Source organism: Massilia sp. YIM B02769 (assembly GCF_030411995.1).
Classification (GTDB): domain Bacteria; phylum Pseudomonadota; class Gammaproteobacteria; order Burkholderiales; family Burkholderiaceae_D; genus Telluria.
Genome location: NZ_JASNRC010000001.1, coordinates 287,048 through 309,157 on the forward strand (window position 1 = coordinate 287,048; position 22,110 = coordinate 309,157).

Here is a 22,110-nt window from a genome sequence, read left to right on the forward strand (position 1 = left end):
TATCCTATGGCAATGGGCATGAAATAAGCTTTCAGAATTCAATCGAAAACGTTATAAAATTTCATCCATACCTACAGATGAAATATTCTTTCATTTAGAACGAAATTCTTACGTTAAATTTCATGACCCAACCGACACCCTTGGACGAACTTGATCGTCGCATCCTGAACGCGCTCCAGACTGACGCATCGCAGACGAATGCCGAACTGGCTGAGTTGGTGCATGTGTCGCCGCCCACTTGTCTGCGCCGCGTCAAACAGCTGACCGATGCAGGTGTTATCGAGCGGCAAGTTGCAATCGTCGACCCAGGCAAGGTGGGTGCGCGCCTGACCGCCATCGTCGAGATCACGCTCGACGTCCAGGCGGCCGAGCGCATGGAAGCTTTCGAAAAACTGGCCGCGGCGGAAGAAGCGGTGCTGCAGTGCTACCGCGTGGCGCCCGGCCCGGACTTCGTGCTGGTGGTCCAGGTGGTCGACATGCCGGCCTATCATGCGCTGGCGCACCGCCTGTTCGCCACCCACGCCAACGTGCGCAACGTAAAGGCCTACTTTTCCACTTTCCGCAGCAAGTTCGACACCCGCATTGCGGTGTGACAAACTGCCGCGGCCTGTGGATAAACCAGTGGATGAGTATGTGGAATCGGTATGGGTATCCCGTGCATAAGCCGGTGGATACCCATGTGAATTGCCTGTGATTTCCTGGTGGATTTCCAGTGGACTGCCGGTGGATTACTTCTTCACTTTCACAGGGCGGGTCCAGCCGTCGAGCGTCATTTGCTTGGGCCGCGAGATGGTCAGCTTGCCGGCCGGCGCATCCTTGGTCAGCGTGGTGCCGGCACCGAGCGTCGCACCCTTGCCAACGGTCACCGGCGCCACCAGCTGGCTGTCGCTGCCGATGAAGGCGTCATCCTCGATCACGGTGCGGAATTTATTTGCGCCATCGTAATTGCAGGTAATCGTGCCGGCGCCGATGTTCACGCGCGAACCGACGGTGGCATCGCCCACGTAGGCCAGGTGATTCGCCTTGCTGTGCGCGGCGACCTGGCTGTTCTTGATCTCGACGAAGTTACCCACATGGACATCTTCGCCGAGCTCGGTGCCCGGGCGCAGGCGCGCATACGGCCCGATCTGCGACTTGGACCCGACGACCGCATCCTCGATGTGGCAGAAGGGCTTGATGTTGGCGCCTGCCGCCACTTTCGCATTCACCAGCACGCAATGCGGGCCGACCGTCACGCCATCCGCCAGTTCCACGCGGCCTTCGAACACGCAGCCGACGTCGATCACGACATCGCGTCCGCAAATCAGTTCCCCACGCACGTCGATGCGGGCCGGGTCCATCAGCGTCACGCCTTTCTCGAGCAGGGCCGTGGCGATGTTCAGCTGGTGGCGGCGCTCGAGTTCGGCCAGTTGCACCTTGCTGTTCACGCCCGCCACTTCCCACTCGGCCGATGGCGAGGCCGAGACCACTTCCACGCATTCGCTCACGGCCTGGGCCACGATGTCGGTCAGGTAGTACTCGCCCTGGGCATTGTTGTTCGACAGCGCGGCCAGCCAGCGCTTCAGGTGGCGCGTCGGGATGCACATGATGCCGCTGTTGATTTCGCGGATCGCGCGCTCGAGGTCGCTCGCATCCTTTTCCTCGACGATGCGCACGATGCGGCCGTTTTCGCGCACGATGCGGCCCAGGCCGAAGGGATTGGCCTGTTCGACGGTCAAAATGCCGAGCTTGTCGTTGCCGGCGGCCTCGACCAGGCTGCGCAGCGACTGTTCCGTGGTCAGCGGCACGTCGCCGTACAGCACCAAGGTCGGCGCATCTTCATCCAGCTGCGGCACGGCCTGCATCACGGCGTGACCGGTTCCCAGCTGCGGCTGCTGCAAGGCGGTGTCGATGGCAGCGCCGCTATCGAGCGCCAGCTTGCCGACCATCTCCGGCACCGCTGCGCCGCCGTGCCCGTAGATCACGCATAATTTACTCGGCGATAGGCGTCGCGCCGTATCGATGACATGCTGCAACAGCGGCTTCCCAGCCAGCGGATGCAGAACCTTAGGCAGAGCGGACTGCATCCGCTTTCCCATGCCGGCGGCAAGGATGACAACGTTCATAAGCCGATTTCAAAAAGAGTTAATAAGATGAAAAAGTTTAGCACGCATGACACCCTGTTCCAGCGCACACGCGCACTGTTCCTGATCGGGCTGCTGGCTGTATTGGCAGCCTGCAGCACCATCCGCTTCAGTTACAACCATGGCGACACCTTACTTTACTGGTGGCTGGACGCTTATGTCGATTTCGAAGGCGATCAGTCCGACGGCGTCAAACAGGACATCAAGGAACTCTTCCAGTGGCACCGTAAAACCCAGTTGCAGGATTATGCGGCGCTGCTCGGCAAGTACCAGCGGCAGCTGGCTGCCAATCCGACCCAGGCGGATTTGATTAACGCCTACAAGGAAATCCGCAGCCGTACCGAAACCCTGGCTTACCACGCCGTGCCCGACATGGTCGACCTGGCGCGTTCGCTCACGCCGGAGCAGATCAAGCAGATGGAAGAACGTTTCGAGAAGAAGAACCGGGAATACCGCAGCAAGTTCGTCAGCGGCAGCGTGGAAAAACGCAACGAGGCGCGTTACGACAAATCGATGGAACAACTGAAGCTCTGGTTCGGCAGCTTCAGCCGCGAGCAGGAAGCGACCTTGCGCCGCGCCTCCGACGCCCGTCCGCTCGATAACAATATCTGGCTCGAAGAGCGCATCCTGCGCCAGCGCAAGATCCTGGCGCTGGTACGCAAGATTCAGGCGGAAAAGCCGAGCAAGGAACAGACCACGGCCATGATCAATGGCCTGATCCGCGAATTCTTTACCCGCATGGATGCGCCGGAACGCAAGGCCTTCTACGACAGCTATACGAATGCGACCGTGAATTACATCCTCACCGCGATCCGCATCGCCACGCCGGAACAGAAAGCGCATGCCCAAAAACGCATGCAGGGCTGGATCGACGATTTCAACGCCCTCGCAAAAGAGGCCAAATAACCGGATAAACCAGCGTGGTATAGTGCGCGCCATGCAAAGAAAGCCAGCAAAACCACAGGGACAGCACGGGCGTCCGCGCCTGGCGCCCCAGCAAGTGCGCATCATCGGCGGCGAATGGAAACGGCGCCTGCTGCCGGTGCTCGACGCCCTCGGCCTGCGCCCCACGCCCGACCGCGTGCGCGAAACCGTCTTCAACTGGATCAACCACCAGGTCGCAAACGACTGGGACAACGTCGACTGCCTGGACCTGTTCGCCGGCAGCGGCGCCCTCGGCTTCGAGGCGGCCAGCCGCGGCGCCCGTTCGGTCGTCATGCTCGACTACCACGGTCCGGCCGCGCGCCAGCTCGAACTGAACAAGGAAACGCTGAAGGCGCAGAATGTCTCCGTGCTGCGCGGCGACGCCTTGACCGTAGCGCGCGATATGGCCGGGCGCGGCCAGCGTTTCGACGTGATCTTCCTCGATCCGCCTTACCAGCAGGATTTCGTCGCCAAGGCGCTGCCGCTGTGCATCGATCTGCTGAAAGAGGGCGGCATGGTGTACGTGGAAGCGGAATTCGCGCTGCCGCAGGGTGACGACACGCCCGACTGGCTCCTGCCCTGGGAACAGGTCCGCGCCGACAAGGCCGGCATGGTTTTCTACCACCTGCTGAAATTGCACGAAAACAAGGCATAATGCCTTTAATTTTGCTCAATTAACGGGCAAAGTGGCTCCGGGGGTGGGGCAACTGCCGGATTTTCATGCATAATGCGCCTTTAAACACAGGTGTTTCTCCCAGGGAGCCACAATGGTTGTAGCCGTTTATCCAGGTACCTTCGATCCGCTCACCCGCGGCCATGAAGATTTGGTCCGCCGCGCGTCGGGTCTGTTCGATACGCTCGTGGTCGGTGTTGCCGACAGCAAGAACAAGAAGCCTTTCTTCTCGCTCGAGGAACGCCTGGAAATCGCCAACGAAGTACTCGGCCATTACCCGAACGTGAAGGTCGAGAGTTTCTCCGGCCTGCTCAAGGATTTCGTGCGCAAGCACGATGCGCGCGTGATCGTGCGCGGCCTGCGCGCTGTGTCCGATTTCGAATACGAGTTCCAGATGGCGGGCATGAACCGCTACCTGCTCCCGGACGTCGAAACCCTGTTCCTGACCCCGTCCGACCAGTACCAGTTCATCTCCGGCACCATCGTGCGCGAGATCGCGATGCTGGGCGGCGACGTGTCGAAATTCGTCTTCCCTTCGGTGGACCGTTGGCTGCAAAAGAAAATCGCAGCGATGAACCTGCCGAAAGCCTGAGTCCGTCGATCCAGGCATTTAACAAGGCAATAAGCGAGCAGTATCATGGCCTTACTGATTACCGATGACTGCATCAATTGCGACGTCTGCGAGCCCGAGTGCCCGAACGACGCGATTTCGATGGGTCCAGAGTTCTACCAGATCGATCCGCATAAATGCACCGAGTGCGTCGGCCACTTCGACGAACCCCAGTGCGCTTCGCTGTGCCCGGTCGCCTGCATTCCCCTCGATCCGGCCTGGCGCGAAACGCGCGAGGAGTTGATGATCAAGTACGAGCGTCTGACAAGCGCGAAGAACGCCGCCTGACCATCCAGTTCCAGCATGCGCCGGCCACGAGCCGGCGTTTTCTTTGGCGCTGTCGTTTCATCGTCGCGCACGTTATGTGAGCAGTTTGGCAATCCATACGGCCATGCTATCCTGCTTTCATGGCTCCCCAGGACGATACCGATGCACGCAATGCGCTACCGCCCAGCGTCAGCGAAAACATCGACACGATCGCCGATTATTGCGAGCGCAACGAGGAGCAGGTCACCACGGCGCAGAAGATCGTGGAACAAGTCAGCCTGTTCCTGGGCAGCCCGACTTACTTCGCCGTCAATGTCACGTTTATCGTTTGCTGGCTCCTCTGGAACAGCCTGGCGCCGGTATTCGATCTCGAGCAGATCGACGAACCGCCTTTCTACTGGCTGCAGGGTTTCGTTTCCCTGAACGCCTTCATCATTTCCACGACCGTGCTGATCCGCCAGAACCGCATGTCCAAGCTGGCCGAACGCAATGCCCACCTCGATTTGCAGATCAGCCTGCTGTCGGACGAAAAGACCAGCAAGATCATTGCCATGCTGGAGGAAATCCGGCGCGAAAGTCCGAACCTGATGAACAAGCCCGACCGCCAGGCCGAGGAATTGTCACAGCCAGCCGATGCGCCCAGCGTCCTCAGCGCCATCGAACGCGAAACGAAATAAGCCGCGTTGTAATGTGCCTGTGCAGCATTGAAAAAGTCCGGGAGTGTTGATTCTCGTAAAGAATTCAGTGCTATATTCATATTGAAGTTTTAGCACGGTCATTCTTTTTTTTCGAGATCAATAACAAAGGAGACAGTATGAAAGCGTTGAAAACCCTTGCCACGGGCGCGGCCCTGGCACTCGCATTTGCCCTGCCGGCCATGGCCGCCATCGACGTGAATGGCGTCAAGTTCGACGACACGAATAAAGTCGGCGGGAAGGATCTGAAATTGAATGGCGCCGGCATGCGCACGAAGCTGATCATCAAGGTCTATGCCGCCGGCCTCTACCTGCCGGAGAAGAGCAAGAACGTGGCCGAGATCCTGAAAATGGAAGGTCCACGCCGCGTGACCCTGGTGATGGCGCGCGATCTTTCGTCGCAAGACCTGGCCAAGGCCTTCATGGACGGCATCAACGAAAACCTCGATAAAGCGGAAAAAGCGAAGATCGTCACCCAGATCGGCAAGTTCGGCGAGATGTTTGCCAGCGTCGACGACATCAAGAAGGGCGACGTGATGCACATGGACTGGATTCCGGGCACCGGCACCGTGTGCGAGTTGAACGGAAAGCGCATCGGCGACACCGCGTCGGACATCAATTTCTATAACGCCGTGCTGCGCATCTGGCTGGGCGACAAGCCAGCCGACAGCTCGCTGAAACCGGCGCTGCTGGGCGAAGCGAAGTAAGCGCTACAAGATAAACGGTATGAAAAAACGCGGCGCCGGTGATCCGGACGCCGCGTTTTTTTTATTCGATGCTTCGGTGTCAGGTACCGAGCGCGGTCCGGCCTGGCTTGGCGATGCGCGGACGCACGGTCAGTACCAGCGCGCGCACGATGCCGCTCAACAGCGGGCGGAAGAACATGACGAAGCCGGCGCCCAGCGCCAGCACCAGGGCCAGGCGCAGCACGTCGGCAATCGACAGGGCCGGGAAAGAAAACTGGGTGAGGGTGGCGACGAAAGACATGATCAGGTTCGGTTGATGTTGTTTTTTTCAACTATAGTGCAGTGCAGCATATAAATCTAATTCCGTTCAATGATGGCACTTATATAGTTGGTGAATGAAATGCGTTACACTGACAGACAGACTTAAAAAGTGGCTACAGCGCCTAACGAGACGAGATCATGAGCTTTCTGACCCTGGACCTGAATTTGCTGCGCGTATTCGACGCAGTGATGACCGAGCAAAACCTGACACGTGCCGCTGGCCATCTTGCGATGACCCAGCCGGCGGTATCGAATGCCATCAAGCGCCTGCGCGAAAGCCTGGGCGACGAGTTGCTGATCCGCACCGCTTATGGCGTGAAGCCGACGCCGCGCGCCGAAGCCTTATGGCCATCGGTACGCCAGGCGCTGGCGGCGCTGGAAGCGGCGGTGATGCCGGAAACCTTCGATGTCTCGAAAGCCCAGGCCACTTTCCGCATGGCGATGGCCGATGCCACCGCCGCCTACTGGCTGCCGTCGCTGATGCGTTCGATCGAAGCCGAGGCGCCGGGCGTGAACATCCGCATGGTGCCGCTGACCACGCGCGAACCGCGTCCGATGTTGCTTCGTGGCGACATCGACCTGGCGGTGGGGTTCTTCCCGGGTGTTGCGGCGCAACTGTCGTACGAAACCGGCTCGCCGATCCGCCACGAGCGCCTGTATTCCGGGCAGTACGTGTGCGTGATGCGCAAAAAGCATCCGCTGGCCGAAGGCAAGCTCGACCTCGATGCCTACTGCAAGGCGAATCACCTGCTGGTGAGTTTCTCGGGCCGCGCGCATGGCCTGGTCGACGAAGCCCTGGCGCAGATCGGGCGCGAACGCCGCATTCTGCTGACCGTGAACCAGTTCTTTACGGCGGGAAGGGTAGTGGCGAATTCGGATTTGATTACGGTGCTGCCGAAACACCTGATGGTCTCGACCGGCATGACCGAAGCGCTGGTGTGGCGCGAACTGCCGTTCGCGCTGCCGGCCGTGCACCTGGATATGCTGTGGCATGAACGCGATGGGCGTAGTCCGGCGCATCGCTGGTTGCGGAGTAATCTGGAAAAGACGGCGGCTGCGGCGACGAAACCTTTAATGGAACGCCAAGCAGCGTAAAGGTTTGTTTTTCGTAGGGTGGGCACTTGTGCCCACGCGGTGCAACGCATCCAGACACGGAACGTGTGACAACACCTTGCGGCGTTGATGAGATACCGGCCGAGCAAAAAAGCACACCCCTATCTCAAACGCCGCGTGTCTGCATCAGGGCACGCCGTTTCAGCTCATCCGCTTCGATATAAACAGCGCCAACTCGACGCACCGTTCCGCGTGGGCACGGCGTGCCCACCGTACGATTTAAACAAGCGCCAGCGGTCTGCAAGCGCCAGCCACATCACCGGATCGGCAACTTCGTCGTATTCTTCACCTCTTCCATCACCGCATACGTGTGCGTCTCCCGCACCCCCTTCTGCAGCAGCGTCTTGCCCAGGAATTCGCGATACGCCGCCATGTCCTTCACGCGCGCTTTCACCAGGTAGTCAAAACCGCCCGCCACCATGTGGCATTCCAGTACTTCCGGAATCAATTGCACACTCTGCTTGAAGGCATCGAAGACTTCCGGCGTGGTGCGGTCGAGCACGACTTCGATGAAGACCAGCAGCGACACATCCAGCAGTTGCGGATTGAGCTGGGCCGTGTAGCCCGTGATGTAGCCGGATTCGTGCAGCTTGCGCACACGCTCCAGGCAGGCGGCCGGCGACAAATTGACGCGCGCTGCCAGCTCGACGTTGCTGATGCGTCCATCGTTCTGCAACTCGGCCAGTATCTTCTTCGAAATCTTGTCCAGCATGGCGTCTCCGCTCCCACCGTAAATATTATTTGGTCGAATTCTCGCACCAAAAACTATCTATTGCTAGTGCCCGTTAAAAACAGAATTAATCCAGAAGAATTCCTTCTACAATCAAACGATTGAAGCACGTACAAAAACGCGCGCCGCCTGTTCCCCAGGACGGCGCGTTTTGCTGTGCGCTTTCCTTTCCCTGACCTTTAAAGACCCCGTCATGCAGATCGCCGCTCCGGCCACCACCTTCGTCCCCTTCGATACCTTCCAGGCAGAAATCAAGCAGGAGCAGACGCCGCTGCGCTCCGCCATTACCGCCGCCTACCGCCGCGACGAAACGGAGGCGGTGCAATGGCTGCTGGCCCAGGGCGCGCAGCCGAGCGCGGACGCGAAACCGCTGGCGCACCGCCTGGTCTCGAACGTGCGCACGAAACGTACGCGCGCCTCGGGCGTCGACGCGCTGATGCATGAATTCTCGCTGTCGTCGGAAGAGGGCGTCGCCCTGATGTGCCTGGCCGAAGCGCTGCTGCGCATTCCCGACAGCGCCACCGCCGACCGCCTGATCGCCGACAAGATCAGCAAGGGCGACTGGCGCAGCCACCTGGGCGAATCGCCGTCGCTGTTCGTGAACGCGGCCACCTGGGGCCTGCTGGTCACCGGCAAACTGGTGTCGAGCAACAGCGAGCGCGGCCTGGGCTCGGCCCTGACGCGCCTGATCGCCAAGGGCGGCGAACCATTGATCCGCAAGGGCGTCGACATGGCCATGCGCATGCTGGGCAACCAGTTCGTTACCGGCCAGACCATCGAGGAAGCGCTGAAGAACAGCCAGGCCAACGAGTCGCGCGGCTACCAGTATTCCTACGACATGCTGGGCGAAGCGGCACTCACGGAAGCCGACGCGCAAAATTACTATGCCTCGTATGTCGCCGCCATCCACGCGATCGGCAAGGCCTCGAATGGCCGCGGCATCAAGAACGGCCCCGGCATCTCGATCAAGCTGTCGGCCCTGCACCCGCGCTACAGCCGCGCCCAGTATGCCCGCGTGATGGGCGAGCTGCTGCCGCGTGTGCGCAACCTGGTGCTGCTGGCGAAGAGCTACAACATCGGCATCAACATCGATGCGGAAGAAGCAGACCGCCTGGAAATTTCTCTCGACATGCTGGAAGCGCTGGCCTTCGACGCCGAGATCGCCGGTTTCGAGGGCATCGGCCTGGTGGTGCAGGGCTACCAGAAGCGTTGCCCCTTCGTAATCGACTACGTGGTCGACCTGGCGCGCCGCAGTGGCCAGAAGTTCATGGTGCGCCTGGTCAAAGGCGCCTACTGGGACGCCGAGATCAAACGCGCCCAGGTGGACGGCATGCCGGGTTATCCGGTGTACACGCGCAAGGTGTACACGGATGTGTCTTACCTGACTTGCGCGCAAAAGCTGCTGGGCGCGACCGACGTCATCTACGCCCAGTTCGCCACCCACAACGCGCACACCTTGTCGGTGATCTACACCTGGGCCAAGGAACGTGGCGTCGACAACTACGAATTCCAGTGCCTGCACGGTATGGGCGAAACCCTGTACGACCAGGTCGTCGGCAAGGATAACCTGAACAAGGCCTGCCGCATCTACGCCCCGGTCGGTTCGCACGAAACCCTGCTCGCCTACCTGGTGCGCCGCCTGCTGGAAAACGGCGCGAATTCCTCGTTCGTGAACCAGATCGTCGACGAAAAGATCCCGGTCGACTCGCTCCTGAACGATCCGTTCGAGGTGGCGCGTGCCTCGGGCGGCTTGCCGCATACCGGCATCGCCCTGCCGCGCGCCATGTTCGGCGCCGAGCGCAAGAACTCAAGCGGCATCGACCTGACGAACGAAGACGCGCTGCGCGTGCTCGGCACGGAACTGTCGCGCCAGCGCGAGTATGCCGCCGCACCTTTGATCGCAGGTAATGTGCAAGGCGCCGAGTCGCTGAACGTGGTCAATCCGGCGCAATCGGCCGATATCGTCGGCAAGGTGCTGGAAGCATCGAAAGCCGACGTCGATACCGCCCTGGCAGCCGCCGCTGACTTTGCCGGTGCATGGCAGGCCAGCGCCAACGGCGAGCGTGCCGCCATCCTGGTGCGCGTCGCCGATCTGTTCGAGGAAAACATTGCCGAGCTGATGGCCCTGGCCGTGCGCGAAGCCGGCAAATCGCTGCCGAACGCGATCGCCGAGATCCGCGAAGCGGTCGACTTCCTGCGCTACTACGCGGCCCAGGCGAAAGACGCCACTGCGGCCCAGGCGCTCGGTCCGGTCGCGTGCATCAGCCCATGGAACTTCCCGCTGGCCATTTTCACCGGACAGGTCGCCGCGGCCCTGGCTGCCGGCAACGTCGTGCTGGCCAAACCGGCCGAGCAGACCCCGCTGATCGCTTACCGCGCGGTGCAACTGTTCCACGAAGCCGGCATTCCGGCCGCCGCGCTGCAGCTGCTGCCGGGCCGCGGCGAAGTGGTCGGCGCCGCCCTCACCGGCGATGCACGTGTAAAAGGTGTGATCTTCACCGGCTCGACCGAAGTGGCGCAACTGATCAACCGCACGCTGGCCAAGCGAGGCGAAGTCGAAGGCGTCGACATTCCGCTGGTGGCGGAAACCGGCGGCCAGAATGCGCTGATCGTGGATTCGTCGGCGCTGCCGGAGCAGGTGGTGCAAGACGTGCTCAGCTCGGCCTTCGACAGCGCCGGCCAGCGCTGCTCGGCGCTGCGCGTGCTGTTCCTGCAAGACGATATCGCCGACAAGACCATCCGCATGCTGAAGGGCGCGCTGGGCGAACTGCGCGTGGGCAGCCCGGACCGCCTGGCCACCGACATCGGCCCGGTCATCGATGCGGAAGCCCAGCGCAATTTGCTGGCCCACATCGAGCGCATGAAAGCGACCGCGAAAAACCATTTCGCGCTCGACTTGCCGGCCAGCGTGACGGCGCAGGGCACCTTCGTGCCGCCAACCGTGCTGGAAATCGGATCGCTCGATGAGCTGAAGCACGAAGTCTTCGGTCCGGTACTGCACATCGTGCGCTACCGCCGCGCCGACCTGGGCAAGGTCGTCGATTCGATCAACGCCACCGGCTATGGCCTGACCCTGGGCGTGCATTCGCGCATCGACGAGACCATCGATTTCATCACCACCCGCGCCCACGTCGGCAACATCTACGTGAACCGCAACATCGTCGGCGCCGTGGTCGGTGTGCAGCCTTTCGGCGGCGAGGGTAAATCCGGTACCGGCCCGAAAGCCGGCGGCCCGCTCTACCTGAAGCGCCTGCAGCGCGGCGCGGCGCCGCTGCTGGAGCACAACCGCAAGGCTTGCCCGGCGCTGGTGTCGCTGCTGGTCTGGGCCCGTACCCATGGCCACGGGCACATTGTCCAGCTGGGCGAAAGCTATACCCGCACCCAGCTGAACGGCAGCGAACTCGTCTTGCCGGGCCCGACCGGCGAACGCAACACCCTGGCCTTCTGCCCGCGCGGCGCCGTGCTGTGCGCGGCCGATACCCTGCCGGCGATGCTGAATCAATTGGCAGCAGCCCTGGCCACCGGCAACCGCGCCTATGTGCTGGCCGGCGCCGGCTTGCCTGTGCCGGACGATCTGCCGGCCGAAGTGAAAGACCGCATCCGCTTCGTCGGTACGGCCGATGTGGCGCAGTGCGATTTCCAGATTGCGCTGGTGGAAACGGGCCTGAAAGGTGCACTGCGTTCGCAACTGGCGGCGCGTCCGGATGCGATCGTCGGCATTGTCGATACCGATGGCACTGCGCCGGTGGATTTGTGGCGCCTGGTGGCCGAGCGCGCGCTCTGCGTCAACACGACCGCGGCTGGCGGCAACGCAAGCCTGATGACGCTGGGGCTGTGATCATGTAGGGGTTTTATTCATAAAAATTGGAGGAAGACATGCTTGTTGGCGTTCCAAAAGAGATCAAGAACCATGAGTACCGGGTCGGCTTGACCCCGCCTTCCGTGCACGAGCTGGTCGCACGGGGGCACCAGGTGATAGTCCAGACGAACGCCGGCAGCGAGATCGGTCTGTCCGACGAGCAGTACCTGGCCGCCGGCGCCAGCATCGTCGAGACGGCGAAAGAAGTCTTCGCACGGGCCGACATGATCGTCAAGGTCAAGGAGCCGCAGCCGCAAGAGTGCGCGATGCTGCGCGCAGGCCAGATCCTCTACACCTATCTGCACCTGGCGCCCGATCCCGAGCAGACCGCGGCGCTCATTCATTCCGGCGCCGTTTGCATTGCCTACGAAACCATCACCGGGCAAGGGGGCGGCTTGCCGCTGCTCGCGCCGATGAGCGAAGTGGCGGGGCGCATGGCCATCCAGGCCGGCGCGGCCCACCTGGAAAAGTCGAAAGGCGGCATGGGTTTGCTGCTGGGCGGCGTGCCGGGCGTGGCGCCAGGCCACGTGGTGATCATCGGCGCCGGCGTGGTCGGCACGAATGCGCTGCAGATGGCGGTGGGCACCGGCGCCCGCGTCACCGTGCTCGACAAGAACATCGACCGCCTGCGCCAGCTGGACCTGGTCTACGGCAACCGCATTTCCACCCTGTATTCGACTGCCCATGCGATCGAGGAAGCCGTCTTGTCGGCCGACCTGGTCATCGGCGGCGTGCTGGTGCCGGGTGCGGCGGCGCCGAAACTGGTCACGCGCAGCATGATTTCGCGCATGAAAAAGGGTTCGGTGGTGGTGGACGTGGCCATCGACCAGGGCGGCTGCTTCGAAACCTCGCATCCGACCACGCACGCCGATCCGACCTTCGTGGTCGACGGCGTCGTGCATTACTGCGTGGCGAACATGCCGGGCGCCGTGGCGCGCACCTCGACCTTTGCGTTGAACAATGCAACCATCGCCCACGCCGTGGCCTTGGCCAGCAAGGGCTGGCGCCAGGCGCTGGCGGACGATGTCCACCTGCGCAATGGCCTGAACGTTTGCCAGGGCAAGGTCACCTACCAGGCCGTGGCCGAGGCCTTGAACTACGACTACACGCCAGCCGATTCCCTGCTCGACTGAATCACTGCACCTTCCGTCTCCAGGCAGAAGCGCCTGACGATGTGAAAGGCATACCGCGCGGCCACTGATTTCACGAAACGCATGAAATCATGGGCCGCGTTTTCATTGGCGTTGTCGGAAATCGTCCTGATCACGCCAAACGGCACGCCCAGCTCGTAGCAAACCTGGGCCACTGCCGCTCCTTCCATTTCCACTGCCACCAGCCCGGGCAGGGCCGCATTCAGTCCATTGATGTGTTCGGCATCGTTGATGAACTGGTCGCCGCTGGCAACCAGGCCGCGGTAGATACGCGGCCGAGACAGGCCGAATACCGCTTTCTCGAGCGGATCGATGGCGGACGCGAAATCGCTTTCCAGGAACAGGTGGGCCGCATCCACCAGGCGCGTGCCCAGCTGATGGTCGGCAGGGAAGTGCGTCAGGCCGGTCAGCGGGACTTCGAAGCGCGGAAACAAGGGACTGGCATCCATATCGTGCTGGACCAGCGATTCGGCCACCACGATATCGCCAACCTGCACTGTTTTGTCGCCAGCGCCGGCAACGCCGGTAAACAGGATGTGCGTAACTCCGAACTTCTCCACAAGCGTGGTCGCTGTCATGGCAGCTGCAACCTTGCCTATACGCGATAAAACGCACACAGCGTCGATTTCCCAGAGTTGTCCGAGCCAGTACTCGCGCTGACCATGGATGAGCTTGTAGGGGCTCTGCATGGCTTCCACGAGCCCCTGCTGTTCTTCGTACAGCGCACTGATGATCCCTAGACGCATGTTTTCGCTTGTTTTCAGGTTGAAAAAGAGTCGCTCAGACAGGCTGGAAGCTGTTGTTCAGGCACTTATGCCTGCTGTTCGCAGTTCTTACTGTTTACAGTAGTAAACGTATATATAAAACTGGTAGTGATAGTAAACGATGATGTTCTTGTGGATAAGAAGAGTTTTCTCTACAAGATCAGCGGTTTACGTCAGCGCGAACTGGCTGGACAAGGATTGTATCCAGCTTGCACGGATGTTGGAGAAAAAACGGCTGGTCTACAGAAAAGTCGCTTTTGCACATCCGATCCTGTGCATATCCAGCGGCTTTTCCACAGATGAGCTGCCTGTAAACCGCTTTTTGCTGGCAAAAATGACTTTGAACAGTGCTTCCATCCCTGGAATCGCTTGCTGACAAAGCAGCAGGCTGGGCGAGCAAAGCGCCAGGAGCCACGCGATAGTCAGCAACAGTCATCGTTGTCAGTTATGCAGCCTAATTCGATGTCGGCAGGATGTCGAACGATTCAAAACGCATTCAGCTTCCGGCCAGCCTGTTCAAGCGGTTGCCGCCAACCACTTTCGTTTCCGTAGTCGACAACGCGCGCGACTTCGTGACTTTCTGCCGAACAATTCATCCGTTGAATTTCGATAGCGCTTGCAGCATGGCGAAGCCTTCAAATGGCTTTTTCCCGACCGTTTGCGTACATCATCTTCTTAATAAGTAGGTATATATAAAGTTGGTAGTAGTAGTAAACGCCTCTTCAACTGTGGATAAAGTCGTTTTTCTTCACAACGTCAACGGTTTACGCGCTTTCGGATGTGCTGGACAAACCTTGCGTCTGGCTTGCACCGATCTTGTACAAATTTCGGAAGCGTGCGGAAGGCAGTCGTTCTGCACATTCGTTCCTGTGGATATGCATGGGTTTGTCCACAGTCGACGCCAGCTGGTGCGTGCGGGTTGTCGCTGCCAGCCTGCAGCCAGCGAGCGCGAGCGGTTTTCGGATGTGGCGAACCAGTCCATGACATGGCCAAGCCGGAAGTGCGGCTTCCAGCCAACAGATGAGGCATCGAACGAAAAAAAAATTTTCGGCCGCACAGCGCGCAGCACCTCAGGTTTACAACCAAAATCTGTATACAAGGATAGTAGTAGTGTTAACAACTGCCACTTTCTGTGGATAAGCCTGTTAACAGACAAAAAATCAGTTGTTTACGCACGGTATAAGCCAGTGGTTTGGCGCTGTATGTTCTTGGTGGCAAATCTGGACAAAAATCGTGAGCGTGGAAAAAGCCGCGTTTTTGCACAAACCGTTCCTGTGGATATCAAGAAGTTTATCCACACTTGGCCCTCTGGCGTATCGTTTACGATCTGGTAAGCTTGCTGCTCTGAACTGACATGCAGGGTCCGGCAAGGCTGCGCCGTGGCTGTACGCGTCTGTTTCCAGGAAGTGCTGGGTGGAGCACATCCATGGGACAGGTGCGCAGCCAACGACGATCAGGTCAGGACCACGTCCGCTGCCGGGACATAGCCAACGCCCCAGGCCGTTTCCAGTAGCCGAGGCTGGTTGAAATCGCGGTGTCTTGTGTGCCGAACAGCCGGCGTTGTTCGGCATCGAAAATGCATTCGCCGCAATGGTAGCGGGCCGGCGACAAGGTGGGCCGCGTTTCCATTACCGCCAGGTCGTCGTGCCGCAATTGCGCTGCCAGGCCGGCGCGCACTTCATCGTCCTACAACACGGTCGGCGATGGGCGCCGGGTGTGGATTGGGTTGAATAACAGCTTCTGATCGTTGGCGTCTGATTGAGCCAGGGAGAATGCTCCTGTAGGGTGGGCACCCCGTGCCCACGCGGAACGTCGCGTCATCGGCGGCGGGCGCTATAGACGCATTGTGTGATGAGCGTTGCAAGTTCCAGAAGCAAACCGATAACGTTTCGGGCCAGGTTCGACGTTAAAGGCTGAGCCCCTGTTTGACAGGCCGCAGGTTTGCATTGGTCACGCGTGGGCACGGAGTGCCCACCCTACGGTTTTGGCCGCAGGCCAAATCCAAGCTGCTAGCTAATCAGGCGGGAACTAATATCGCCAACCACATTTCCGCCACCCGTTTTGCGATCTGGTAAGCTTTGCTTAATTGAATCGTTTTGCGGAAGGATGCCGTATGGAGTTCAGTTCGCTGTTCAAGCTGCCGATCATCCAGGGTCCGATGGCCGGCGGCGCCACCACGCCCGAGCTGGTGGCTGCCGTGTCGAATGCCGGCGCCCTCGGTTCCTTCGCCGGCTCGCTGCTCGCCCCGGCCGCCCTGCGCACCGCGGTCGAGCGCATCCGCGGTCTCACCACCCAGCCCTTCCTCCTGAATTTCTTCGTCCAGCGCACCCCCACGCCTTCCCCTGACGAAATCCGGCAAGGCGCCGAACTCCTGCGCCCGGTCTGGGAAAGCCTGGGCTGGACCGAATTGCCCCAGCCGAAGCAATGGTGCGAAGACTTCGACGCCCAGTTCGACACGCTGCTCGAACTCCGCCCAGCCGCCGCCAGCTTCACCTTCGGCATCCTCGACGCCGTCCAGGTCGAGCGCCTGCATGCGGCCGGCATCCTGACGATCGGCACCGTCACCACGGTCGAGGAAGCGCTGGCCTGGCAAAGCATCGGCGCCGACGCCGTGATCGCCTCCGGCATCGAGGCAGGCGGCCACCGCGGCACCTTCATCGGCCGCCAGGAAGACGCGACTCTCACTGCCCACGAACTCTGGCCGGCCGTGGCGCAGGCGGTAAGCATTCCCGTCATCGCCGCCGGCAACATCATGAACGGCGCCGACATCCGCCAAGCGCTGGCGCTGGGCGCCTCGGCGGTGCAGATGGGCACGGCCTTCCTCGTCACCGACGAGTCCGGCATCCACCCGGCCTACAAGCAACGACTGATCGAGGCCGAAGGCCAGCCGACCCGCCAGACGCGCAGCTTTTCCGGCCGCTACGCGCGCGGTATCGAGAACCGCTTCATGCGCCAGATGGCATCGGTGGAAGCGCAAGTGCCGCCTTACCCCGTCCAGAATGCGCTGACCGGCAGCATCCGCGCAGCGGCCGCCAAGAACAACGACACCGAGCTGATGTCGCTCTGGGCCGGTACCGGCGTGGCACGCGCGCGGCCCATGCCGGCTAAACAATTGATCGAACTATTGGCATCCGAACTGCAGTCCTGACAGGAGACCCTGCGTGGAATCGGCTGGAGAATACGACTACATCATCGTCGGCGGCGGCACCTCGGGCTGCGTACTGGCGAATCGCCTGACCCGCAACAAGGACGTCAACGTGCTGCTGATCGAAGCAGGCGCGCGCGACGATTACCTGTGGATCCATATCCCGGTCGGCTACCTGCACTGCATCGGCAACCCGCGCACCGATTGGCTGTTCAATACTGAACCCGACCCGGGCCTGGGCGGACGGGCGCTGATCTATCCGCGCGGGAAAGTACTCGGCGGCAGTTCCTCGATCAACGGCATGATCTACATGCGCGGCCAGAAGGGCGACTATGAGCGCTGGGCCGATGCATGCGGCGACGATTCCTGGCGCTGGAACGAGGTGCTGCCGCTGTTTAAAAAGAGCGAAGACCATTACCGCGGGGCCAGCGAACTGCATGGCGCCGGCGGCGAGTGGCGCGTGGAAAAGCAGCGTCTGTCGTGGAAGATCCTGGATGCCTTCCGCGATGCGGCGGCAGAGGTCGGCATCGAGAAGGTCGAGGATTTCAATACCGGCGACAACGCCGGTTCCTCGTATTTCGAAGTCAACCAGCGCCGTGGCATCCGCCTGAACACGGCGAAAGCCTTCCTGAAACCGGCGGCCCAGCGCACCAACCTCACCATCATGACGGGCTGCCACGTGGAACGTCTGCTGATCGAGGAAGGCGAGGGCGGCAAGGTCTGCCGTGGCGTGCAGTTCACCGGCGGCGGGCGTGCCTTCACTGCCACCGCGCATCGCGAAACCTTGCTGGCGGCGGGGGCGATCGGTTCGCCGCATATCCTGCAATTGTCGGGTATCGGGGCGGCGGCGAGTTTGCAGCGCCACGGCATTGCGCCGCTTGTCGATTTGCCGGGTGTCGGCGAGAACCTGCAAGACCATCTGCAGCTGCGCATGGTCTACAAGGTGACGGGCGTGAAGACGCTGAATACGTCGGCCGCGAACTGGTTCGGCAAGATGAAGATCGGCATGGAGTACGCGTTGTTCCGCAGCGGGCCGATGTCGATGGCGCCGTCGCAGCTGGGTGCGTTTGCGCGTTCGCATGCCGACGAAGCGACGCCGAACCTGCAGTACCACGTGCAGCCGCTGTCGCTGGAAAAGTTCGGCGATCCGCTGCACGGTTTTCCGGCATTTACGGCGAGCGTGTGCAATCTGCGGCCGACCTCGCGCGGGCATGTGCGGATTGCCTCGAACGACAGTTACGCGGCGCCGAAGATCACGCCGAATTATTTGAGCACGGATGCCGACCGGCGCACGGCGGCGCAGGCACTGGCGCTGACCCGGCGCATCGTGGCGGCGCCGGCATTGGCGCAATACCGTCCGGAAGAGTTCAAGCCGGGGCCGCATTACCGCACCGAGGAAGAACTGGCGGAGGCGGCGGGGCTGATCGGGACCACGATTTTTCATCCGGTGGGGACCTGCCGCATGGGGCGGCGCGAGGATCCGCAGGCGGTGGTCGACAGCGAATTGCGCGTGATCGGAGTGGAGGGCTTGCGCGTGGTGGATGCGTCGATCATGCCGTTCATTACGTCGGGGAATACGAATTCGCCGACCTTGATGATTGCGGAAAAGGCGGCGGAGATGATCGTGAAGCGGGCGGGCGCGTTAACGACGGCGTGAAGATTGCCACTAGCTGAACAAGGTACGGTGGGCACTCCGTGCCCACGCTGTTACGTGCATCTCCGATAGACGTGGGCAGAGACTTGTCGCTCGCGGTGTCTCGCCAGGCCATCTCGTGCAAATGAGGCGACTGGCGGTGGAGCTGGTGGGCGATCAATCGCGGCCGCAGGTGCAAGCATGCGCACGTAACCGCGTGGGCACGGAGTGCCCACCGTACGACTAACGCACCGTCAAAGTGCATATATCACTGGTTTTCTGATATTCCGTCCGCACCGCGAAACATCCGACCCAACCGTGCAAATATGCACACCGGGTGCGCAAAACTACCCAGCCTGTGCAGCGGTGCACAAAGGCCGTGTTGTATTGTGGGCCACAACTCTTCTGTGTAATATCTATTAAGAGTCTACAAAGATAGACCCAGCGGTTCTCGAGGCAGCACGTGTAAAACGTACCGGAGACACAATGACAGACGTCATTCTTGAGACTAAGCGCCTCACCAAGGAGTTCAAGGGTTTCACTGCCGTCAATGGCGTCGACCTGCAGGTGCAGCGTGGCCATATCCACGCCCTGATCGGTCCGAACGGCGCCGGCAAGACCACCTGTTTCAACCTGCTCACCAAGTTCCTGATCCCGTCGTCAGGCCAGATCCTGTTCAACGGCAAAGACATCACGGGCCTGAAACCCGCGCAGATCGCGCGCATGGGCATCATCCGTTCCTTCCAGATTTCCGCCGTCTTCCCGCACCTGACCGTGCTGCAGAATGTGCGCATCGGCTTGCAGCGCGGGCTCGGCACCAGCTTCCACTTCTGGCGCAGCGAAAGTTCGCTCGACCGCCTGAACGAACGCGCGATGGCGCTGCTGGCCGAGGTCGACCTGGAAAGCTTCGCCGACACCGTCACCGCCGACCTGCCCTACGGCCGCAAGCGCGCACTCGAGATCGCCACCACGCTGGCGATGGAACCGGAATTGATGCTGCTCGACGAACCGACCCAGGGCATGGGCCACGAAGACGTCCACCGCGTGACCGAGCTGATCAAGAAGGTCTCGGCGGGCCGCACCATCCTGATGGTCGAACACAACATGAACGTCGTCTCCGGCATCTGCGACCGCATCTCGGTGTTGCAGCGCGGCGCCATGCTGGCCGAAGGCAGCTATGCCGAGGTCTCGAAAAACCCGCAAGTGATGCAGGCCTACATGGGCACGGCCGATGGCGAACTCGAAGGAGCACATGGATGACGGCAGCGCTTGACATTCGCAACCTGCAGGCCTGGTACGGCGAATCGCACATCCTGCACGACATCGGCTTCACGGTGGCGCAGGGCGAAGTCGTGACCCTGCTGGGCCGCAACGGGGCAGGGCGTACCACCACGCTGCGCGCCATCATGGGCCTGACCGGGCGCCGCACCGGCTCGATCAAGGTCAACGGCGTCGAGTCGATCGGCATGCCGACCCACCGCATCGCCCACCTCGGCGTCGGTTATTGCCCGGAAGAGCGCGGCATCTTCGCTTCGCTGTCGGCCGAGGAAAACCTGCTGCTGCCGCCGGTATTACCGAAGGCCGGCACCGCGATGTCGCTCGACGAGATCTACGAGATGTTCCCGAATTTGTACGAGCGCCGCCACAGCCAGGGCACGCGCCTGTCGGGCGGCGAGCAGCAGATGCTGGCGGTGGCGCGCATCCTGCGCACCGGCGCGCGCCTGCTGCTGCTCGACGAAATCTCGGAAGGACTGGCGCCGGTCATCGTGCAGACCCTGGCGCGCATGATCACGACGCTCAAGAACAAGGGCTACACGATCGTCATGGTCGAACAGAATTTCCGCTTCGCCGCACCGCTGGCGGACCGGTTCCACGTGGTCGAGCACGGGCAGATCGTCGAGACCATCGCATCAAGCGAACTCGACGCACGCATGCCCGTCCTCACCGAACTGCTCGGAGTCTAGACCACCCGGGCAGCTTTTTACGCTTTCATGCTTCAACGCTTCACATACAACAACGGAGACAAGATGAAACGCACAACCCTCGCCCTCGCCACCGCCGCCGCATTCGCCACCGCAGGCCTTGCTCTTCCTGCGCACGCCCAGATCAGCGGCGACACCATCAAGATCGGCATGATCACCGACCTGTCCGGCGTCTATTCCGACGTCGACGGCAACGGCGGCGCCGAAGCCGTGCGCATGGCGATCGCCGACCTGGGCGGCGCCGTGAACGGCAAGAAGATCCAGTTCATGGTCGCCGACCACCAGAACAAGCCGGACATCGCCGCCTCGAAAGCGCGCGAATGGTTCGACCAGCAGGGCGTCGACATGCTGATCGGCGGCACCAACTCCGGCGCCAGCCTGGCGATGGCGAAGGTCGCAGCCGAGAAGAAGAAAGTCTTCATCTCGATCGGCGCCGGCACCGCGCAACTGACCAACGAACAATGCTCGCCCTACACCGTGCACTACGCCTACGACACCGTGGCGCTGGCGCGCGGCACCGGTTCGGCCGTGCTGAAGCAGGGCGGCAAGAGCTGGTACTTCCTCACCGCCGACTACGCCTTCGGCCAGTCGCTCGAAGGCGACACCACGGCCGTCGTGAAAAAGAACGGCGGCACTGTGCTGGGCAGCGTGAAGCATCCGCTGTCGGCCTCGGACTTCTCGTCCTTCCTGCTGCAGGCGCAATCCTCGAAAGCCCAGGTGCTGGGCCTGGCAAACGCCGGCGGCGACACCATCAACTCGATCAAGGCCGCCAACGAGTTCGGCCTGACCTCGAAAATGAAGATCGCCGGCCTGCTGGTGTTCATCAACGACGTCCACACCCTGGGCCTGAAAACGACACAGGGCATGTACCTGACCGACGGCTGGTACTGGGACCAGAACGCCGACACCCGCGCCTGGTCGAAGCGCTACTTTGCCAAGATGAAGAAGCAGCCGTCGATGCTGCAGGCGGCCGACTACTCGGCGACCACCAACTACCTGAACGCGGTGAAGGCAACCGGCACCGACGATTCGACCAAGATCATGGAACACCTGAAGGCGACCAAGATCAACGACATGTTCGCCAAGAACGGCGTGATCCGTCCGGACGGCCGCATGGTGTACGACATGTACCTGATGCAGGTGAAAACGCCGAAGGAATCGAAAGGGCCGTGGGATTACTACAAGGTCGTGTCGACGATTCCGGGCGATCAGGCGTACACGACCAAGGCCGAGACCAAGTGCGCGGCGTGGAAGTAAGTCATATCGATTGAACGTCGCGTTGTCGCAAACGTGATTTGAACGCGTGGGCACAGGGCGCCCACCCTACCTGTTTTAAGCCAGTGGCCTGGATGTACGTAGGGTGGGCGCCCCGTGCCCACGCGTTCAATGGACGTTCGCAATACCCGGCGCTATGTTGGCCAATACCACGCATGC

22 protein-coding genes are annotated in these 22,110 nt (G+C 61.2%); 16 read left to right on the top strand and 6 right to left on the bottom strand.

Features of this window, described 5'->3' with window-relative positions; all coding sequences use genetic code 11:
• Window positions 1-122 precede the first annotated feature (122 nt).
• A complete protein-coding gene (locus QPK31_RS01350; RefSeq protein WP_290421143.1) occupies window positions 123-593 on the top strand; it encodes an Lrp/AsnC family transcriptional regulator in 471 nt (156 codons plus the stop codon).
• Between the two features lie 135 nt (window positions 594-728).
• Here the strand turns inward: QPK31_RS01350 and glmU are convergent, their stop codons facing one another.
• Window positions 729-2,105 carry a bifunctional UDP-N-acetylglucosamine diphosphorylase/glucosamine-1-phosphate N-acetyltransferase GlmU gene (glmU, locus tag QPK31_RS01355; RefSeq protein ID WP_290421144.1) on the bottom strand — a complete coding sequence of 459 codons (1,377 nt, stop codon included), beginning with the start codon at window positions 2,103-2,105 and terminating at the stop codon, window positions 729-731.
• A gap of 27 nt (window positions 2,106-2,132) precedes the next feature.
• Between glmU and QPK31_RS01360 the strand changes: the two genes are divergently transcribed.
• The 6 genes from QPK31_RS01360 (at window position 2,133) to QPK31_RS01385 (ending at window position 5,999) form a co-directional block, all read left to right on the top strand.
• Window positions 2,133-3,029, top strand: a complete 897-nt coding sequence (locus tag QPK31_RS01360; RefSeq protein ID WP_290421145.1) for a DUF6279 family lipoprotein — start codon at window positions 2,133-2,135, stop codon at window positions 3,027-3,029.
• A gap of 31 nt (window positions 3,030-3,060) precedes the next feature.
• Window positions 3,061-3,702: a 16S rRNA (guanine(966)-N(2))-methyltransferase RsmD gene (gene rsmD, locus QPK31_RS01365; protein ID WP_290421146.1), complete on the top strand. Its 642-nt coding sequence runs from the start codon at window positions 3,061-3,063 to the stop codon at window positions 3,700-3,702.
• Window positions 3,703-3,814: 112 nt separating this feature from the next.
• Window positions 3,815-4,312, top strand: coding sequence for a pantetheine-phosphate adenylyltransferase (gene coaD / locus QPK31_RS01370; RefSeq protein ID WP_229436264.1), 498 nt, complete (start codon window positions 3,815-3,817; stop codon window positions 4,310-4,312).
• Between the two features lie 45 nt (window positions 4,313-4,357).
• On the top strand, window positions 4,358-4,618 hold the full coding sequence (locus QPK31_RS01375; protein WP_290421147.1) for a YfhL family 4Fe-4S dicluster ferredoxin: 261 nt from the start codon (window positions 4,358-4,360) through the stop codon (window positions 4,616-4,618).
• Between the two features lie 119 nt (window positions 4,619-4,737).
• Window positions 4,738-5,274, top strand: a complete 537-nt coding sequence (locus QPK31_RS01380; protein ID WP_290421148.1) for a DUF1003 domain-containing protein — start codon at window positions 4,738-4,740, stop codon at window positions 5,272-5,274.
• A 137-nt stretch (window positions 5,275-5,411) separates the two neighbouring features.
• Complete coding sequence (locus QPK31_RS01385) at window positions 5,412-5,999, top strand: chalcone isomerase family protein (protein ID WP_290421149.1); 588 nt, start codon at window positions 5,412-5,414, stop codon at window positions 5,997-5,999.
• Between the two features lie 79 nt (window positions 6,000-6,078).
• On the opposite strand, the gene QPK31_RS01390 is transcribed toward QPK31_RS01385, so the two are convergent.
• Window positions 6,079-6,279: a hypothetical protein gene (locus QPK31_RS01390; protein WP_290421150.1), complete on the bottom strand. Its 201-nt coding sequence runs from the start codon at window positions 6,277-6,279 to the stop codon at window positions 6,079-6,081.
• Window positions 6,280-6,437: 158 nt separating this feature from the next.
• On the opposite strand from QPK31_RS01390, the gene QPK31_RS01395 reads away from it, so the two are divergent.
• Entirely contained in the window at window positions 6,438-7,394 is a 957-nt protein-coding gene (locus tag QPK31_RS01395) for a LysR family transcriptional regulator (protein ID WP_290421151.1), read from the top strand.
• 274 nt (window positions 7,395-7,668) lie between these two features.
• On the opposite strand, the gene QPK31_RS01400 is transcribed toward QPK31_RS01395, so the two are convergent.
• Window positions 7,669-8,124 carry an Lrp/AsnC ligand binding domain-containing protein gene (locus tag QPK31_RS01400; RefSeq protein WP_229436257.1) on the bottom strand — a complete coding sequence of 152 codons (456 nt, stop codon included), beginning with the start codon at window positions 8,122-8,124 and terminating at the stop codon, window positions 7,669-7,671.
• A gap of 211 nt (window positions 8,125-8,335) precedes the next feature.
• Here QPK31_RS01400 and putA point away from each other — a divergent pair, with 211 nt between their 5' ends.
• Entirely contained in the window at window positions 8,336-11,980 is a 3,645-nt protein-coding gene (putA, locus tag QPK31_RS01405; protein ID WP_290421152.1) for a trifunctional transcriptional regulator/proline dehydrogenase/L-glutamate gamma-semialdehyde dehydrogenase, read from the top strand.
• Window positions 11,981-12,018: 38 nt separating this feature from the next.
• On the top strand, window positions 12,019-13,134 hold the full coding sequence (gene ald, locus QPK31_RS01410) for an alanine dehydrogenase (RefSeq protein WP_290421153.1): 1,116 nt from the start codon (window positions 12,019-12,021) through the stop codon (window positions 13,132-13,134).
• Here ald and QPK31_RS01415 read toward each other — a convergent pair.
• Window positions 13,104-13,898: a 5'-methylthioadenosine/adenosylhomocysteine nucleosidase gene (locus QPK31_RS01415; protein WP_290421154.1), complete on the bottom strand. Its 795-nt coding sequence runs from the start codon at window positions 13,896-13,898 to the stop codon at window positions 13,104-13,106. The two genes, ald and QPK31_RS01415, sit on opposite strands and share 31 nt — an antisense overlap.
• 258 nt (window positions 13,899-14,156) lie before the next feature.
• On the bottom strand, window positions 14,157-14,345 hold the full coding sequence (locus QPK31_RS01420; RefSeq protein ID WP_290421155.1) for a hypothetical protein: 189 nt from the start codon (window positions 14,343-14,345) through the stop codon (window positions 14,157-14,159).
• A 299-nt stretch (window positions 14,346-14,644) separates the two neighbouring features.
• On the opposite strand from QPK31_RS01420, the gene QPK31_RS01425 reads away from it, so the two are divergent.
• Window positions 14,645-15,250: a hypothetical protein gene (locus tag QPK31_RS01425; RefSeq protein WP_290421156.1), complete on the top strand. Its 606-nt coding sequence runs from the start codon at window positions 14,645-14,647 to the stop codon at window positions 15,248-15,250.
• Between the two features lie 124 nt (window positions 15,251-15,374).
• On the opposite strand, the gene QPK31_RS01430 is transcribed toward QPK31_RS01425, so the two are convergent.
• Window positions 15,375-15,593 (bottom strand): hypothetical protein, encoded by a 219-nt coding sequence (locus QPK31_RS01430; protein WP_290421157.1) that lies wholly within the window; start codon window positions 15,591-15,593, stop codon window positions 15,375-15,377.
• 436 nt (window positions 15,594-16,029) lie between these two features.
• On the opposite strand from QPK31_RS01430, the gene QPK31_RS01435 reads away from it, so the two are divergent.
• The 5 genes from QPK31_RS01435 (at window position 16,030) to QPK31_RS01455 (ending at window position 21,933) form a co-directional block, all read left to right on the top strand.
• Window positions 16,030-17,064 (top strand): nitronate monooxygenase family protein, encoded by a 1,035-nt coding sequence (locus QPK31_RS01435; RefSeq protein ID WP_290421158.1) that lies wholly within the window; start codon window positions 16,030-16,032, stop codon window positions 17,062-17,064.
• Between the two features lie 13 nt (window positions 17,065-17,077).
• Window positions 17,078-18,718, top strand: coding sequence for a GMC family oxidoreductase N-terminal domain-containing protein (locus QPK31_RS01440; protein ID WP_290421159.1), 1,641 nt, complete (start codon window positions 17,078-17,080; stop codon window positions 18,716-18,718).
• A 462-nt stretch (window positions 18,719-19,180) separates the two neighbouring features.
• On the top strand, window positions 19,181-19,954 hold the full coding sequence (locus tag QPK31_RS01445) for an ABC transporter ATP-binding protein (RefSeq protein ID WP_290421160.1): 774 nt from the start codon (window positions 19,181-19,183) through the stop codon (window positions 19,952-19,954).
• Entirely contained in the window at window positions 19,951-20,658 is a 708-nt protein-coding gene (locus QPK31_RS01450) for an ABC transporter ATP-binding protein (RefSeq protein WP_290421161.1), read from the top strand. The genes QPK31_RS01445 and QPK31_RS01450 overlap by 4 nt, the downstream gene beginning before the upstream one ends.
• 63 nt (window positions 20,659-20,721) lie before the next feature.
• Entirely contained in the window at window positions 20,722-21,933 is a 1,212-nt protein-coding gene (locus QPK31_RS01455; protein ID WP_290421162.1) for an ABC transporter substrate-binding protein, read from the top strand.
• Window positions 21,934-22,110: the final 177 nt, after the last annotated feature.